Annotated in this window: 18 protein-coding genes and 1 tRNA gene; 6 read left to right on the forward strand and 13 right to left on the reverse strand. The window is 65.4% G+C overall.

Going from position 1 to position 16,174, the window contains the following annotated elements; genetic code table 11:
• Positions 1–96: 96 nt before the first annotated feature.
• The 4 genes from ssb to QNI11_RS05870 all read left to right on the forward strand — a co-directional run bounded on the left by ssb (position 97) and on the right by QNI11_RS05870 (position 2,340).
• A complete protein-coding gene (ssb, locus tag QNI11_RS05855) occupies positions 97–531 on the forward strand; it encodes a single-stranded DNA-binding protein (protein WP_283982692.1) in 435 nt (144 codons plus the stop codon).
• A 373-nt stretch (positions 532–904) separates the two neighbouring features.
• Positions 905–1,495, forward strand: coding sequence for a hypothetical protein (locus QNI11_RS05860; protein WP_283982693.1), 591 nt, complete (start codon positions 905–907; stop codon positions 1,493–1,495).
• A 14-nt stretch (positions 1,496–1,509) separates the two neighbouring features.
• Entirely contained in the window at positions 1,510–1,917 is a 408-nt protein-coding gene (locus tag QNI11_RS05865; protein ID WP_283982694.1) for a hypothetical protein, read from the forward strand.
• 81 nt (positions 1,918–1,998) lie between these two features.
• Positions 1,999–2,340, forward strand: a complete 342-nt coding sequence (locus QNI11_RS05870) for a hypothetical protein (protein ID WP_283982695.1) — start codon at positions 1,999–2,001, stop codon at positions 2,338–2,340.
• A 120-nt stretch (positions 2,341–2,460) separates the two neighbouring features.
• On the opposite strand, the gene QNI11_RS05875 is transcribed toward QNI11_RS05870, so the two are convergent.
• Positions 2,461–2,535, reverse strand: a tRNA-Phe gene (locus QNI11_RS05875).
• Positions 2,536–2,688: 153 nt separating this feature from the next.
• Between QNI11_RS05875 and mnmH the strand changes: the two genes are divergently transcribed.
• A complete protein-coding gene (gene mnmH / locus QNI11_RS05880; RefSeq protein WP_283982696.1) occupies positions 2,689–3,747 on the forward strand; it encodes a tRNA 2-selenouridine(34) synthase MnmH in 1,059 nt (352 codons plus the stop codon).
• Here the strand turns inward: mnmH and selD are convergent.
• The 11 genes from selD to QNI11_RS05935 form a co-directional block, all read right to left on the reverse strand.
• Entirely contained in the window at positions 3,729–5,867 is a 2,139-nt protein-coding gene (selD, locus tag QNI11_RS05885; protein WP_283982697.1) for a selenide, water dikinase SelD, read from the reverse strand. The genes mnmH and selD overlap by 19 nt on opposite strands.
• 166 nt (positions 5,868–6,033) lie before the next feature.
• Positions 6,034–6,567 carry a chemotaxis protein CheD gene (locus tag QNI11_RS05890; RefSeq protein WP_283982698.1) on the reverse strand — a complete coding sequence of 178 codons (534 nt, stop codon included), beginning with the start codon at positions 6,565–6,567 and terminating at the stop codon, positions 6,034–6,036.
• Positions 6,564–7,553: a CheB methylesterase domain-containing protein gene (locus tag QNI11_RS05895; RefSeq protein WP_283982699.1), complete on the reverse strand. Its 990-nt coding sequence runs from the start codon at positions 7,551–7,553 to the stop codon at positions 6,564–6,566. Before QNI11_RS05895 ends, QNI11_RS05890 begins: the two co-directional genes overlap by 4 nt.
• A gap of 175 nt (positions 7,554–7,728) precedes the next feature.
• The gene (locus QNI11_RS05900; protein WP_157814902.1) at positions 7,729–8,064 is read right to left on the reverse strand and encodes a chemotaxis protein; all 336 of its coding nucleotides are present in this window, start codon (positions 8,062–8,064) and stop codon (positions 7,729–7,731) included.
• Between the two features lie 20 nt (positions 8,065–8,084).
• Complete coding sequence (locus tag QNI11_RS05905; protein ID WP_100927402.1) at positions 8,085–8,471, reverse strand: response regulator; 387 nt, start codon at positions 8,469–8,471, stop codon at positions 8,085–8,087.
• A 12-nt stretch (positions 8,472–8,483) separates the two neighbouring features.
• Complete coding sequence (locus QNI11_RS05910) at positions 8,484–9,356, reverse strand: protein-glutamate O-methyltransferase CheR (RefSeq protein WP_283982700.1); 873 nt, start codon at positions 9,354–9,356, stop codon at positions 8,484–8,486.
• Positions 9,353–9,820, reverse strand: coding sequence for a chemotaxis protein CheW (locus QNI11_RS05915; RefSeq protein WP_254698309.1), 468 nt, complete (start codon positions 9,818–9,820; stop codon positions 9,353–9,355). Before QNI11_RS05915 ends, QNI11_RS05910 begins: the two co-directional genes overlap by 4 nt.
• Positions 9,813–11,933 carry a chemotaxis protein CheA gene (locus tag QNI11_RS05920; protein ID WP_283982701.1) on the reverse strand — a complete coding sequence of 707 codons (2,121 nt, stop codon included), beginning with the start codon at positions 11,931–11,933 and terminating at the stop codon, positions 9,813–9,815. Before QNI11_RS05920 ends, QNI11_RS05915 begins: the two co-directional genes overlap by 8 nt.
• Complete coding sequence (locus QNI11_RS05925) at positions 11,933–12,307, reverse strand: response regulator (RefSeq protein ID WP_100927399.1); 375 nt, start codon at positions 12,305–12,307, stop codon at positions 11,933–11,935. Before QNI11_RS05925 ends, QNI11_RS05920 begins: the two co-directional genes overlap by 1 nt.
• Positions 12,304–12,588, reverse strand: coding sequence for an STAS domain-containing protein (locus QNI11_RS05930; protein WP_198521808.1), 285 nt, complete (start codon positions 12,586–12,588; stop codon positions 12,304–12,306). Before QNI11_RS05930 ends, QNI11_RS05925 begins: the two co-directional genes overlap by 4 nt.
• Before the next feature lie 284 nt (positions 12,589–12,872).
• Positions 12,873–13,361 carry a tetratricopeptide repeat protein gene (locus QNI11_RS05935; RefSeq protein WP_283982702.1) on the reverse strand — a complete coding sequence of 163 codons (489 nt, stop codon included), beginning with the start codon at positions 13,359–13,361 and terminating at the stop codon, positions 12,873–12,875.
• Between the two features lie 329 nt (positions 13,362–13,690).
• Here QNI11_RS05935 and QNI11_RS05940 point away from each other — a divergent pair, with 329 nt between their 5' ends.
• Positions 13,691–13,885 (forward strand): hypothetical protein, encoded by a 195-nt coding sequence (locus tag QNI11_RS05940; protein WP_100927396.1) that lies wholly within the window; start codon positions 13,691–13,693, stop codon positions 13,883–13,885.
• 64 nt (positions 13,886–13,949) lie between these two features.
• On the opposite strand, the gene QNI11_RS05945 is transcribed toward QNI11_RS05940, so the two are convergent.
• The gene (locus QNI11_RS05945; protein ID WP_283982703.1) at positions 13,950–16,148 is read right to left on the reverse strand and encodes a 3-hydroxyacyl-CoA dehydrogenase NAD-binding domain-containing protein; all 2,199 of its coding nucleotides are present in this window, start codon (positions 16,146–16,148) and stop codon (positions 13,950–13,952) included.
• Positions 16,149–16,174 lie beyond the last annotated feature (26 nt).

Here is a 16,174-nt window from a genome sequence, read left to right on the forward strand (position 1 = left end):
GGTAGCGAAGAAAAATCCCGCTCAATTTTGGGCGGGGATCTTTCGTCTCTACCTCCTGATCAGACAACGAAACGCCAGCGAAAAGAGGCAGATCACATGGCAGGCAGCGTCAACAAAGTAATCCTGATCGGCAATCTCGGCGCCGACCCCGAGGTCAAGGAATTCCAGAACGGTGGCAAGGTGTGCAATCTGCGCGTCGCCACGTCCGAGGGTTGGAAAGACAAGACCACCGGTGAGCGCAAGGAGCGGACGGAGTGGCATTCTGTAGCCATCTTCTCCGAGGCTCTGGTCGGCATCGCCGAGCGGTTCCTGAAGAAGGGCTCGAAGGTCTACATCGAGGGCCAGCTCGAGACCCGCAAGTGGCAGGACCAGAACGGCCAGGACCGCTACTCGACCGAAGTAGTCCTGCGCCCCTACCGCAGCGAACTGACCCTGCTCGATAGCAAGGGCTCGAACGGCGCCACGTCCGGCAACACGTCGACCTCGCCGGCTCCGGCCGCAGCCGACCATGGGGACGAAATCCCCTTCTGAAGAATACGCAAGGGCGGACAGAACCCGGCGGCGCAACTCGGCGCCGCTGAGATGGACCCGGTAACGGCCGCTCCATCGCAAACATGCCCGGATGTATTGTCGTGTCCGCCGCCCCTCGATCTGGGTTCATGACGACAAATCCGGGAACGAGCGAACAGCGCACGAGACGCGGCATGAGGCCCTGGCAATCGCCGGGGCCTTTTTTACATCCGGCGCAAAAATTCTTTTCCCCGTATTTCCAGCCCCTTTTCCCGAAACCCCGAGATCGAGGCGAAATCCGCTTTGTGAGGGCATCGGGCGATTTCTAATTCCTAATCAGAGCAGGGTTCAGAAATAGAAACAGCCGGACCTGCTCCCGGCATGGAGGTGGAACATGAGTGAGATTGATCCGGATCGTGAGGTCGAAGAATTCGTATACAGCGCGGTCAATGGTGGTGCGCGTCTTTGGCGATTGATCGAGGCGCGCCAGACGACTAAGCCGAAACCCGCAAAGAATTTCGATGAAGCTTTTGGCGGATACGCCATCACCGCGGCTGACGTGGCCCGCGATCGAAGCGCATCTCAAGACCCCATGGCGCGTGACCTACTCGCCTGGGAGGCTTTCGCATGGAGCCAGCATCGCGCCGTGGCATTCATTCCCGGCGCAACAAAGCTCCCGGGCGCGCCGACACGAAAGCAGGCTGCTGCTCGCGTCAAAGGCTTCGCGATGCTCCGTCGCGCCTACGAAGCCGAGACTGGGCGGTCTGCCCGCACTGGCACACGACTGACTCAGGAACAGCGCGAGCTGCGCCGCCAGGGTCTTCGCCCGGAATGGCTCGAAGAGGCGCGCGGCATGATGAAGCAGCCGGTCGACAGCGCGGCTTGGCAGAACGCTCGGGATCTCGAGGCGAAGACCCGTCGCGTCGCCGAAGCCCGCCTGTCGTCTCGCGTCATTCGCAAGACGCCCGCGCAGATGTGCCGCTGATCAGGAGAATGAACATGAAGAGGATTCTCACTATCATTGCGGCGGCCATCATGACCGCCACCGTCGCTGTCCCGGCCGCGGCAACCGTCCAACAGGAGGCGGCGCGCTACACAGAGAGAGCGTGCAAGGACCCCGGGCAACGCTCGGCGCTCTCACACGGCAAGTCCTACCTTCACTGGGTCGACTGCCAGACCGCAGGCCTCCTTGGCGCATGGTCTGGACTTTACCGCGACAGCTATGATCGCGAGATGTCACGGGCGCAGGACTACGTTTCGAGCGATCCGCGCCGGGCCTACTTCGTCTGCCGGTCCGAGGCATACTACCTCGGGGTCGACTATTATGATCGGCACCGCGTCGACAGTATCCAGGACTACCTCAGCAGGGCCAGCAACGCCGTCGCCGCCGCACTCTCACGCTGCTGACGATCACCCCAGCCCTGACCCCCGGCCCGGCGCCGGGGGTTTTTCGTTTCGCCCTTCCCGTTTTCAGCCAAGGTTGCCTTCATGATCAATCCGAACGACTGGCCCAACCCGCCGCTGCAAATCGTCGACGCCGACTACACGCAGCTCCCGACCTACGACCCATACCTTGATGGACCCCGGAGACCGCCTTGGGTGATCCGGGTCGTGGCATGCTGGGGTTGGGGATACATCCCGATAGGCACGAACTGGCATCACGTGCACAACCCGGGCAGCTACTGGCCAGCGTTCGAGCTCGACGGAATCGAGTGGATGTGGCGCAACGACGGCAGCGGAGTCTGGACGCTGGTCCAGCTACTCGATGCGGATCTCGAGCATGAGGAGTTCGAGCTCGGCGATCCGAGGGCGAGGGTGCGAGACTTCTGATCAGCGCGCGCCGTAGCATTTCCTGTAGCAAAAACTGTAGCAACTTCGAGGTGTCGCCGCTCCGGAAACCCCTTATTGCCTTAGTTTACTGGACATCAGGGAAGGTCTGCTACGGAAAAATGGTGCCCGGGGGCGGAATCGAACCACCGACACGAGGATTTTCAATCCACTGCTCTACCCCTGAGCTACCCGGGCACGGGTCAAGGCCTGTCCTCTCTCAGAGGGCACCGCCTTCGGGTGGAGGCGGTTTAGTCGAGGCCGAAACCGGTGTCCAGCGGAAAATCGACGCTTTTTTCCAACAGGCCGCAGCCTCTTCCCTCGCGGCGCGTGCAAGGCTAAATCGCGGGGATGAAACTCTCTCCGAAAACGCTTCCCGAGTTGCTGGATCACGGCTTCGACACCGTCATCGATGTGCGCAGCCCGGCGGAATTTGCCGAGGACCACGTACCCGGCGCCATCAACCTGCCGGTCCTCGACAACGAGGAGCGGGCGCGCGTCGGCACGATGTACAAGCAGGAGAGCCCGTTCAAGGCCCGCAAGATCGGCGCCGCGCTGGTGTTTGAGAACGCCGCCCGCCATCTGCGCACCTCTCTGTCACATCACGAAGGCAACTGGCGGCCGCTGGTCTACTGCTGGCGTGGCGGGCAGCGCTCGGGCAGTTTCGCGTGGATGCTGGGCGAGATCGGCTGGCGGCCCGGGCTGATCGACGGCGGCTACCGGACCTTCCGCCGGCTGGTGAGCGGATACCTTTACGACAACACCCTGCCGCATCGGTTCATCCAGCTCGGCGGTTACACCGGCAGCGCCAAGACCGAACTCCTGCACCGGCTGGGGCGGCGCGGGGTGCAAGTGCTTGACCTCGAGGGGCTGGCGAACCACCGCGGCTCGCTTCTGGGCGGCATGGCCGGCGGACAGCCCAGCCAGAAGGCGTTCGAGACGGAACTGGCGCAGCGGCTTCTGGCGCTGTCGCCGGACCGCCCTGTGATCGTGGAGGCCGAAAGCAGCAAGATCGGCGACATCAACCTGCCGCCGTCGCTGTGGGAGGGGATGAAGTCCGCGCCGTGGCTGGAGGTCGAGATCCCGGTGGAAGTGCGGGCCCGTTACCTGACGGAGGCCTACGCCGACATCCTGGCCGATGGCGCGGCGCTGATGGAGAAACTCGCGCCCCTGCGTTACCACCGGGGCCACGCGCTGGTCGACCACTGGGGGGAACTCGTGGGGGAAGGGCGGCTGGAAACGCTCTGCCATTCGCTCGCCGCCGATCACTACGACCCGGCCTACCGCAAGTCCATGTCGGCGCTGACGCCCCGCGTGCTGGAGGTCTTCCATGCCGATGCGCTGACAGAGGCGGCGCAGGACGACCTCGCGGATCGCATCGCGGAGCGGCTTCAGACGATCGAGATCTGACCGACGCGGTCGGTGATCCGCCCGATCTCGGCCACGGGATAGCCGGCCTCGCGCAGCCGGGCGAGGACGCCGCGTTCCGCCTCGGGGACGGCGGCCAGCAGGCCCCCGGCGGTCTGCGGATCGAACAGCAGATCGGCCCGCGGACCGGCAGGCGCGTCGGGAAGAAGCGCACGATTCTCGGCGAAGAGCGAGGCGCGCAGGTCGGTCTCCGCCAGTTCCAACGCGCCGTTCAGAAGGGGCACATCGTCGAGCCGCAGCTCTGCCCCCACGGCGGAGTTCAGGCAGATGTTGCGCAGGTGCCCGGCAAGGCCGAAGCCCGTGACATCCGTCATCGCATGCGCCACGCGCAGGAGGCGGGACGCTGCGCCCTGGGACCGGGTCATCTGCCGCAGCGCGCCGACCACCCAATCGCCTGCGGCCAGCCCCTGCATCTCTGCCGCCATGATCAGGCCCGAGCCGATGGGCTTCGTCAGCACGAGGATGTCGCCGGGTCGGGCACCGTCCAGCGTGAGCGGCGTCCCGGGCGCGCGGCCGAGGATCGTGAAACCGATGGTCATCTCGGCCCCCTGCGAGGTGTGGCCGCCGACGATGGTCGCGCCGGCCTCGGCCATGACCTCATGCGCCGCCGACATGACTTCGCGCAGGGTGCGGCCCGCGAGGCGCGGTGCCATCTGCGGCAGGACGATGTTGGCCGTCGCGCTGTGCGGTTCCGCCCCCATGGCCCAGATGTCGCCGAGGGCGTGATGCGCGGCGAGGCGGGTCATGACCTCCGGATCGCGCACCATCTCGCGCAGGTGGTCCGTGCTCATCACCATGCGTTCCGCGCCCATGGTCAAGATGGCCGCATCGTCGCCGGGCAGGGCGGTGCCGCCGGTCTCGGCCAGGGCGGCCATCAACGCTTCCTGTCCGACCTTGGCGCCGCAGCCGCCGCACAGCGGTTTGCCCGCAAGCAGATCGGCCAGACCATCGGCATGGTCGCGCGGCAGCGCCGGCTGCGTCATGGCGGGCAGGTCGCGGAACTTGTCCATGAACGTACGGTCGATATGGTCCTTCCAGCGCCAGACCCACTTGCCCTGGAAGGTCATCCCGAAGCGGTCGCCAAGGGCCGCCTTCTCCCCCAGCGAGATCAACTTCAGGTAGTCGCGCTGCGGGCGGTAGCGTTTCAGCCGGTCCTGACCGGACAGCCGCGCGCGCAGGTTGTGCAGCAGCACCGGCGCCTGCCGCACGGCATAAACGCCCGCCTTGGGCCGGGGCGACGCGGTCATGTGGGCGCAATCCCCGGTTGCGAAGATCCCGGTGACGGAGGTCTCCAGAGTCGGCCCCACCGCGACGAAACCGTCGTGAAGGGCCAGCCCTGTCTCGCCTAGCCAGGCCTGCGGGCGGGCTCCCGCGGCGCCACAGACAAACTCCGCCTCCAGCAGACGGTCGCCGATCATGACGCCGCCTTCGGTCACTGCGGTGACGTCGGCGCCTTCGTGCACCGTCACGCCCATGTGCGCGAAAGCCGCGCGCAGACGGGCAGCACTGCGCGGGGGCAGGGTGGAGAGCGCCGTGTCGCGTTCGACCAGGTGGACTTCCGCGCTGCGCCCGCGGGCGCCGAGGGCATGCGCCATGGCCAGCGCGATCTCCGCGCCCGCGACACCGCCGCCGATCACGGCCACCTTCGCGGGGCCGTTGCCCTCCAGGTAACGCTCCCAGGCCGAGGCAAAGGGGCCGAGCGGCTTTGCCGGTACGGCGTTGGCGGCGAAGCCGGGCAGGGCCGGCATGTCGCTCGTGATGCCCACGTCGACCGACGCCACGTCGAAGGCGATCTGCCGCCCGTCCTCCAGCTTGGCCACCCGCGCGTCGGTATCGAGACCGGTCACCCGGCCGACGATCACCCGTGCCTCGGCGAACCGCCCCAGTTGCACGAGGTCGATGTCCAGCGCGCGGCGGTCGTAGTGCCCTGCCAGATGTCCCGGCAACATGCCCGAGTAGGGCGCGGTGGGCTCCGGGTTGATCACCGTCACCCGGGCGCCGGGCAGGGCTGACATGCCCCACATGCGCAGCACGAGGGCATGGGTGTGACCGCCGCCGATCAGCAGCAGGTCGCGGGTATAGGGCAGGGGTTTGTCCTGCATCGTTTGGCCTTCCGGATCTGCGCCACCGATGCCGCGACCCGAGGGGGCCGTTCAGGCAACCGGCGCGCGCGCCCCATGCCGCGATCCGGCCGGGGTTCGTCGTCCGGGCCTGCCTAGCAGATCGCGCAGGGGACGAACATGCGGCCATTGCAGCCCCACACCCTTCTCAGAAAAGCGTGATGTCGTCCTTCACCGGGCGCGGCACCGGTGCGGGCTTTTCCACCGGCAGCGGCTCCACGTCGGCACTGACAAGCAATTGGCGCACCCGCCCGTCCGTCGGCCAGAAACGGATCCGCCGCGCCGAGGTGCCGCCGGTGCTTTCCGCGGTGATCGGTATGTCCTCGTCCTTGAGGAACTTCCGGGCAAAGGCCGCGTTGGAGGCGCCGATGTCGCGCAGGTTGCCCATCATGCTGGCCCCGCCGAACATCTTCGCCTGAAGGCGCGACCGGTCCGCGCCGCGTTTCAGAAGGCCGTTGATCAGAAGCTCCATCGCGTAGGCGCCGTAGCGCACGTTTGCCCCCTCAAGCCCTTCGCGGCTGGGCAAGAGAAAATGGTTCATGCCGCCGATCTTGCGGACAGGATCTACGAAACTGACCGCGATGCAGGACCCGAGCACCGTCGTCAGAACCGCGTCGGGGTCTTCCGATATCACGTAGTCGCCCTGGATGACGTTGATCAGCTTCTCCGGTTTCGCCATCATCGCATGACCTCCCTGCGTTCCTGTCTTGTGCCCGCCGCGCACTGCAGCAAAGCCGGTCCGATCTTGTCGAGCGGCATGATACGCACCGCGGCGTCAATCTCTGCCGCGGCGCGCGGCATGCCGTAGACGACCGCTGTTGCCTGATCCTGCGCGACGGTCATTGCGCCCGCATCGCGCAACGCCTTGAGCCCGGCGGCGCCGTCCCGCCCCATGCCTGTCAGCAGGGCGGCGGCAATGCAGGGCGCGAGCGGCACCGCCGAATGAAACAGCGCGTCGACCGACGGCACATGGCCGGAGACCGGGGCCTCGTCGCCCAGGCCGCAGGTGCGGGCCGCTGCATCCTCGATGACGAGGTGCCTGCGGACGCCGGCCCCGACCGTGACGACCCCGGGCCGCAGCGGACGGCTGCCTGTCGCCAGTTCGACGCGGGCACGACATTGCCGGTCCAGCAGGCTGACCAGGCTTTCGCCGAAACCTGAACCCGTGTGCTGCACGATCAGGGTGGGCGGGCAATCGGACGGGAAACTGTCCAGCACGCTCAGCAAGGCGTCCACGCCGCCCGTGCTGGCGCCGATCAGGATCAGCGGACTGCCCTGTCCTTTCGGCACGCCGGGCTGCGGCCGTCTCGGCAGTTCCGGGGGCGGTGTTCTAGCTGTCGGGCGCGGCGCTGGCGGCGGTATATGAACAGGCTTCTTGGCGGCGGGCCGTCTGGAGGCCGCGGTGCGCGTCAGGCTTTTCAGCTGTTCGATGACCGTGTCCGCCGGTGAATCCATGGGGATCGAGAACAGGTCGGCACTGCTGCGCCGCGGCTTGTGCGCGCGCGCGAGGTTCGCGCTGGCAGCGCCCCGCCCGGTGATCACCAGCCAGCGTATGTCCAGAGTCGAGAATAGCGCGTGCATCACCTCGAACTCCGGCAGGTTCGCAAGCACTTCGGCGATCAGCACGGCGTTGGGCAGCCGTTCTTCCACCTCGTTGTAGGTGTTCATGAGATCGCTCGTGCAGGCGATCACTTCGAACTCCGGCGCAGTGTCGACGATCCGGGCCAGACGGTTGCGCTGAAGTCCGTCGGGTGTCGCAACGATGACGCTGTGGGTAACCATTCCTCGACCTCTGCAAGCCGGCGGAGATGCCGGCGCTGGCGTTACGTGTAGGCGGCGGCGCTCAGAACAGTTCCGCGTGGCCGCTGACCGGCTCGGCCTTCGTCTTGCCGCCGAGCCTGACCGCCATGTCCCTGAGCGGCACCGACCTCAGCGCCTCTTCAGGGTTGACGAGACCGCACTCGTTTGTATCCCTCGCCAGGTGCACGAGGAAATCGGCAAGCGCGCCCAGCGATTGCCGGAGCATGTCCAGTTCCTGAAGCATGCTGATCGTCTGGCCGTCGAGGGCTTCGGTGGTGTGCATGAACACCATGTCTAGCCCGTACTCCAGCCGTTCGAGCCGGTCATACAGCGCTTCAAGCTCGGCCGATACGCGTTCAGCCGCCAGTCTGAGGGGCAAGGGGGGCGGCTCCATGCGCATCACAACCGTCCCACGACACTTTCGATGCACTGCTTCATGGTGTCCGAGGTGAAGGGCTTCTTGATCATGTTGTTCAGGCCAAGCTGTTTCGCCTGTGCAACGATCTCGGGCGTGGGGCGTCCGGTCACGAGAATGAACCCGATCTTCTGCGTGGCGGCAGAGCTGCGCACCGCCTTGAGCAGTCCCAGACCGTCGAGCCCGGGCATGTTGTAGTCCGACAGGACCAGATGGACCGGGTTGGCGCCTAGGCGTTCTAGTGCCTTGCGCCCGTCGTTTTCGGTGATGTAATTCTTGATGCCGATGTCGTCCAGGGCCTGGGTAATGAGCCCACGGCTGGTGGCCATGTCGTCGACCACCATGATTCTCAGCGAGTCCTTCAAGCTCATCTCAGTCTCCTGTTATGATGCGTGCCGACCGGTGGACCCGGTCTTGCGATAGCTGGTGATGCCGGTTGCCGCCAGTTGCTGGGTGGCGGGCCCGGTGACCCGTTCCGAATGGCCGATGCAGAACAGCGCATCCGGCGCGAGCTTGTCGGCGAAACGGGACCAGAGGCGCTGCTGCGTCTCCTGGTTGAAATAGATGGCGACGTTGCGGCAGAAGATCGCGTCGAACGGCCCCTGGAAAGGCCATTCGCTCATCAGGTTCAGCTCCGCAAAGGTGATCAGCGAGCGTAACTCGTTCGACATGCGGATCTCGTTCGGCGGGATCTTTTGCGTCCATTTCTGAAGGAAAGCGGGCGGTATGCCCGTCCCTTCCGTTTCCGGGTACTGTCCGTTGCGGGCACGCTCCACGATCTTCGGATCGATGTCGGTGGCGAGGATCTTCACGTTCTGGCGGGCTGCGTCCGGGATCTTGTCCAGGATGGTCATGGCGATCGAGTAAGGCTCCTGGCCGGACGAACAGCCCGCCGACCAGATGCGTATGCGTTCGCCCGCCCTGATCTTTTCGATCATCGCCGGCACGCGTTCGTCGCGCAGCATGTCGAAATGGTGCTTCTCGCGGAAGAAACTGGTGACGTTGGTCGTCAGGGCCGAGATCAACTCCAGCCGTTCGTCGTTCTCTTCCTTGCGTTCCAGCAGTGCCAGGTAAAGCGGAAAGCTCGGCACGTCGCGTGCCTTCAGCCGCTTGGAAAGGCGGGAATAAACCAGCGGCTTCTTGCTTTCGGCAAGGTTGAGGCCGAACTCCGCCAGGGCCAGATCCGCGATTGCCCGGAAGTCGGCATCGCTGAACGGGATCTCCCTGAGTGTGCTGCCAACTTCCGCTTGTGTCATGAGGTGACGCCCTTGCCCGATTCCAGCACGGCTTCAAGGTTGACGACCCGGACCATGGTGTCGTCGACCGAGATCATCCCGAGGATGCTGTGCCGCGTCGCTTCGGACTTGATGTCCGGCGTCTCCTGGATGGCGCTTTTCTCCACCGAGAGGATTTCCGAGACGGATTCCACCAGCAGGCCGATGGTCGTGCCTTCCATGGCGGCCACGATCACCACGTTGCGTTCGTTGGCGGGCGTCGATCCCAGGCCGAACCGTGCTGCCAGGTCGAAGATGGGAATGACCGCCCCGCGCAGGTTCATCACGCCCAGCACGTCCTTGGGCGTGTGGGGCAGGGCGGTCACCGGGGTCCAGCGCCGGATCTCCCGGATCTGCGTGATCTCCAGGCAGTAGTTCTGACCGCCGGCCGAGAAGGTGATGAATTCGAACTGCGTATCCGCGCGCATTTCTGCTGGTTCAGACATGACGAAGCTCCATTCTGGTGTGCTGAGCAAAAAGGTCTGGTCCGGAAGAATGGCCTAGCCTGATGATTTCTTCCGGGTCGAGGATCAGGGCAATCTTGCCGTCGCCGAGAATGGTGGCTGCCGAGACACCCGGGATCGCCGCATAGTTGCTTTCCAGGCTCTTGATGACGACCTGACGTTGATCGTGGATGGCCGTGACCCGGAGCGCGGTCAGCCCCTGCATCTCGGTCGTGACCAGCAGCAGGATGCCGGTGTTGTTGCGCGCGCCGGCGTGTTCGAGGCCGAGGCTCTCGGCGACATCGACAATCGGCACGTAGGAGCCGCGCACGCTGACGACCTCGCTGTCCGTTCCGACGGTGTGAATGTCGCGCGGATTGGGGCGGATCGTCTCAAGGATCGAGGAGATCGGGATGACCATCGTCTGGTCCGAGACGGAGATGACGAACCCGTCCATCACGGCCAGCGTCAGGGGCAGGACGATGGTGAACGTGGTGCCCTTTCCTTGGGTCGAGGTGATGGAGACCCGGCCGCCAAGCGCCTGGACAGCGTTCTTGACCACGTCCATCCCGACGCCGCGGCCCGAGAGGCTCGACACCTGGCCCGCGGTCGAAAAACCGGGCAGGAACAGAAGGTTGTCGATCTCCGGGTCGGAAAGCTCCGCCTCCGGCGCGACGAGGTTCTTCTCGATCGCCTTTTCGAGGATGCGTTCGCGGTTCAGGCCGGCGCCGTCGTCGGAGATCTCGATGAAGACGCTGCCGGAGCGATGCGCAGCCGAAAGGCGGATCGTGCCGACCACGTCCTTTCCCGCAGCTTCGCGCACATCTGGCTTTTCGAGCCCGTGGTCCACGGCGTTGCGGATCATGTGCGTCAACGGATCGGCGAGCCGTTCGATCACCGTCTTGTCGACCTCGGTCGAGTCGCCCACCGTCACCAGTTTCGACTTCTTGCCAGTGGCATCGGACGCTTCGCGGACGATGCGCGACATGCGTTGGAAGAGGGGTTTCACCGGCTGGGCGCGGATCGCCATGACGCCTTCCTGGATGTCGCGCGCAAGAAGCTTGTAGGCCTCCAGTTCGTTGGTCAGGTGCGCCACGGTCGGCAGATCCAGTTCCTCGATCCGCTGCGAGATCATGGCCTGATTGATGATCAGCTCGCCCACCGTGTTGATCAGCCGGTCCACCCGGTCGAGATCGACGCGCAGCGTGGGCTTCGGGCCGCGCGCTTCCTTGGAGGCCGACGCAGAGGGCGTCTTTGCGCTGCTGGACGGGGCGTGTACCTCGTCGTGGTCGTCGTCATGCAAGTCATCCGCTATAGGGGCGGAGGCGGCTGGCGGTGGGGCGGCCACCATGACCGGGGGGGCCGCGCCTTCCTCCACGCTGACGTCCAGTTCGCACAGCCCTTCGACGAACTCGAAGACCTCGTGCAGGGTCGTCTCGCTTTCCCCGGTCGTGAGCGTCAGCGTCCAGGAGATCACCGCGTCGTTCGGATCGAAGGCGTCGAAGGCCGGCAGGCCGGACAGGTCGGCCGTCACGCTGAGCGTGCCGAACTCTGCCAGGGCATCGAAGATCAGCAGCGGCTCGTGGCCGTTTTCATAGAGCGCCTTCATCGGCTTGAACCGGATGGAGAACACCCGCTGCCCGGTTGCCTCGGCCTCTTCCACGGCGGCGGTCGCGCCGCCCCCGCCGAAGTCCAGCGTCAGCGCGTCGAAGGAGAACTCCTCGGCATCGGCGCTGCCGCCGAGGTAGCTTTCCAGCTCCTTCTTGAGTTCGTCTTCCGCCGCCTCGTCCAGCGGGCTGTCGTCGCGGGCGGAGGCCACGAGATCCGACAGCTGGTCTCCGGAGCGGTGCGCCACCGACATCAGCTTCTCGTCGATGCCGAGTTCCTTGTCGCGGACCTTGTCGAGCACCGTCTCGAAGGCGTGGGCGAAGCTGACCAGCCGTTCGAGACCGAAGGCCCCCGCGCCGCCCTTGATCGAATGCACCGCGCGGAAGACCGCGTTGATGATTTCCATGTCGTCCGGGCTCCCCTCCATGGAGGCCAGACCTTCCACCAGCGCTTCGAGAAGCTCTTCGCATTCCTCGAAGAAGGTGTCCCTGATCGAATTCCCGCTCATCAGCCCATGTGTCCCGTCAGTCGGCGCAGCACCGAGACCAGCGATGCGTCATCGAAAGGTTTCACGATCCATCCGGTCGCGCCGGCATTGCGGGCGCGCGCCTTCAGATCGTCCGAACTCTCCGTGGTGAGGACCAGAATCGGCACGTTTGTCCGGTTCGGTCCGCCCCGCAGCGTGTCGATCACGCCGAAGCCGTCCATCTTCGGCATGTTGATGTCGGTGATCACGACGTCCGGATCGACCTCCGGAAAGATGTCCACCCCTTCCTGCCCGTCGCAGGCGGAATGAAACTCGAACCCGGCCCCCTCCAGGGAGACGCGAAGCAGGTTGCGGATGGTACGCGAATCGTCGATCGCCAGGACCTTGGTCGTCATTGGGGCAACTCCCTGTCGAAATGGTCGGATGTGAGCCCAAGCCGTTCGAGCCCTTCGCGGAAGGAGGGCGACATCTCGGTGACTTCGAACTTCACCGCGTCGGCCTCCCACTGTTTCTGCGCCACCAGAAGCAGTTGCAGCCGGTGGGAATCGAGCCGCGCCACGTCGCGCGCCGATACCGTCACCGGGGCCTTCCGCGCGTTCAGCAGAAACGAAACGAGCGGGTCTTCACCGGAACGGGCGCGGTGTGGCCCGAGCGCATGGAAATTTATGTCTGGCATCGCGAACAGCATCCCTCGTGGCACTTCGTGCGCCTGTCGTGCGGCGCGTTTGACGCTCAGCAGGAATACGCACGCTGTCTTAACAAAGAGTTCCGAGTTTCATGGAAAGGACGCCACATTGCGCCGTGAGGCGCCGGAATATGCGGATGATCTCACGCGCACCGGCGCGCAGCGCTACGGATAGTCAGGAAAACAAGGGGCCTGACCGCACCGAAGCCAGTTCGGGCGAATGCGAGAAGTTTCAATTTGAGCAAGTGCGCGACGGGCAGCCGTAGATGCTGGGGTCAGGCCGGACGGGGCTGCACAGTGGGTCGGCAAAGGCCGCGCGTCTGGCGCTGGATCTCGGCCGCGACACTGCGTGCAACGCTGCGCGTCTCGGCATCGCTCGGCAGGTACATCAGCGCATCGCGCACACCGTCCCACAGCCCCAGGCGCAGCCTTACGCGCATCACCATCCGCCAGCTTTCCATGTCCTGCGGCATGTGCTCGGCCGCGCGCGAAAAGGCCGCCTCCGCCTCCTCCAGGTTGTCAGCGGCGAGCCGCAGGCGCCCCAGTTCGAACCACGCCTTGCCATGCGCCGGATCACGGGCCAGCGCGCGGCGCAACCAGTCCTCGCGAGTGGCATGTTTCTCCTGCTTTTCCAGAACCTTGGCTAGGTTGTAACAGACCGGCGCGGTGGCTTCTTCCTCGGCCGCGGCAGACCGCAGGAGACGCTCGGCCTCGGGCCAGTCCTCGGTGGCCAGAAGCGCGGGCAAAGGGGTGAGATCGACCATCTGACAGCCCTCTTCGGGAAAGTGTGCGCACGCACAGGGTGTGCACGTTACAGGTTAACAGCAGCGTTACGACGATCCCAGCCTCCAGGCAGAGGCAAACCGGAGAGGTGCAAAACACATCCGTCGGCGTTGCTTCACGGCATCGTGACACATGAGCCGCGATGAAAAAACAGTCTTTCTGAGGAAGTTGGCGGACCGATTGGGCACGACCGCCGCACGCGCCCCGAACTTGCGCTGCGCTGCAGCATGCAAGTGAGAACCGATGCTAGGCTCATCGCGGCGCCAGTGGGAGGACGCCACAGACCGAACCAGCAACGGAGTTGCCTCCCATGTGCCTGACCACCGAAGCGCTTGTCCTCTTCCTGAACCTGCTGCCCTTCGACATCGTGACCACCGCGCCCGACCGAATCGTGATCGAGGCCGATGCCCGTGCGGCGCATTGGGTCGAGACCGGCGGCCGCTGGTGCACGCTGGCCCCGCAGATCGACCGGGCCGAACGTTTCGCCGCGCTGCACGCCGACTGACGGGCAGGGGCGTTACGCGAAAATCGCCCGCGCCCCGGTTGCAGGGCGCGGGCGGGAACACGCATCAGGCGGCGTCGGCCTGCGTTCCGAAACGGCCGTAGAAGCTCTGGCCCTTGGACGCCATGTCGCGCAGCAGGTCCGGGCAGTGGAAGCGGGGACCGTAGGCCTCTTCCAGGCCGTCGCAGCGTTCGGCCGCATAGGCTGCGCCCAGCATGTCGAGCCAGCTCAGCGGGCCGCCCGACCACGGCGCAAAGCCCCAGCCGAGGATCGCGCCCACGTCGCCCTCGCGGATGTCCATCAGCACGCCGTCTTCCAGCGCGCGGACGGCCTCGAGCGACTGCACGAACAGCAGACGGTGCTGGACGTCGGTCAGGGAAGGCTGGTCCTCCGCCTCAGGGTACTTCGCCTTCACGGTCTCCGACAGGCCCTGCCGCTTGCCCGACTCGTCGTAGTCGTAGAACCCGGCCTTGGCCTTGCGGCCCAGACGGCCCTGTTCCTCCATCCAGAAGATGACCTCGTCGACTTCGCCGTCGGGATAGGCATCGCCCATCGCCGCCCGCGTCGCTCGCGCGATCTTGGCGCCGAGGTCGATGGAGGTCTCGTCCACCAGTTGCAGCGGCCCCAGCGGCATGCCCACCAGCTTCGCGGCATTCTCGATCAGGGCAGGGGAGACACCCTCCTTCACCATCCGGATGCCCTCGTTGATGTAGGGGATGATGCAGCGGTTGGCGTAGAAGAAGCGCGCGTCGTTCACGACGATGGGCGTCTTGCGGATCTGGCGCACGTAGTCCAGCGCCTTGGCCACCGCGCGGTCGCCGGTTTCCTTGCCCCGGATGATCTCCACCAGCATCATCTTCTCCACCGGAGAGAAGAAGTGGATGCCGATGAACTGCTCCGGGTTCTTCGACGCCTTCGCCAACTCCGAGATCGGCAGGGTGGAAGTGTTGGTGGCAAAGATGCAGTCATCGGAAGTCACCGCATCGACCGCCTTCGTCACCTCGGCCTTGACCTTCGGGTCCTCGAAGACCGCCTCGATGATCAGGTCGGCATCGGCCAAAGCGGCATAATCCGTGGTCGCGGTGATCCGGCCCAGCACCTCTTCCTTCTTCTCGGGCGTCGCCTTCTTCTTCGCGATGCCCTTGTCCATGAAGCTTTCGGTGTAGGCCTTGCCGCGGTCGGCGGCCTCCTGCTTCTGGTCGATCAGCACCACCTCGATGCCCGCCTGCGCGCTGACCAGCGCGATGCCCGCGCCCATCATGCCCGCGCCCAGCACGCCGACCTTTTTCACTCGCTGGTCCGGCACGCCCTCGGGACGCACCGCGCCCTTCTCAAGCGCTTCCTTGTTGATGAAGAGCGACCGGATCATCGCGCCCGACGACGGGTTCATCAGGACGTTTGTGAACCAGCGCGCCTCGATCTTCAGCGCGGTGTCGAAGGGTACCAGCGCGCCTTCGTAGACCGCCGACAGCAAAGCCTTGGCCGCCGGGTAGACGCCTTTGGTCTTGCCGTTCACCATGGCCGAGGCGCCGACGAAGGTCATGAAGCCCGCCGGGTGATAGGGCGCGCCGCCGGGCATCTTGTAGCCCTTCGCGTCCCAGGGCTTCAGGATGTCGGTGTCCTTGGCGTTCAGCACCCATGCCTTCGCCGCGGCCAGCGGATCCTCGACCACCTCGTCGATGATGCCTGCCGATTTCGCCTTGGCCGGGGCGGACAGCTTGCCCTCCAGCAGGAAGGGAGAGGCCGCCATCGCGCCCATCTTGCGCACCAGCCGCGTCGTGCCGCCCGCGCCGGGGAAGATGCCGACCATGATCTCCGGCAGGCCGATCTTGGCCTTCGGGTTGTCGGCGGCAAAGATCCGGTGCGTGGCGAGCGGCAGCTCAAGCCCGATCCCCAGCGCCGTGCCGGGCAGGGCGGCCGCGATGGGCTTGCCACCCTTGTTGGTCTTCGCATCCATGCCCGCGCGTTCGATCTTGCGCAGCACGCCGTGCATCCGCATCACGCCCTCGAAAAGGCCCTTGGCCGGGTCGTCGCCCACCATGTCCTTCATCTTGGCAATGATGTTGAGGTCCATACCGCCGGCAAAGGTATCCTTGCCGGAGGTGATGACGATGCCCTTCACGGCCTCGTCGGCGAGGGCGGCATCCACCAGCCCGTCAAGTTCCTCCAGCCCTTCAAGGCTCAGCACGTTCATCGACTTGCCGGGCACGTCCCATGTGATGACCGCGACGCCGTCGGCGTCCGTCGCACTGGTGAAATCGGTCATGTTGTCTCCGCCTCTTGTCTAGTCAG

It is taken from the genome of Sagittula sp. MA-2 (genome assembly GCF_030126985.1).
GTDB lineage: Bacteria > Pseudomonadota > Alphaproteobacteria > Rhodobacterales > Rhodobacteraceae > Sagittula.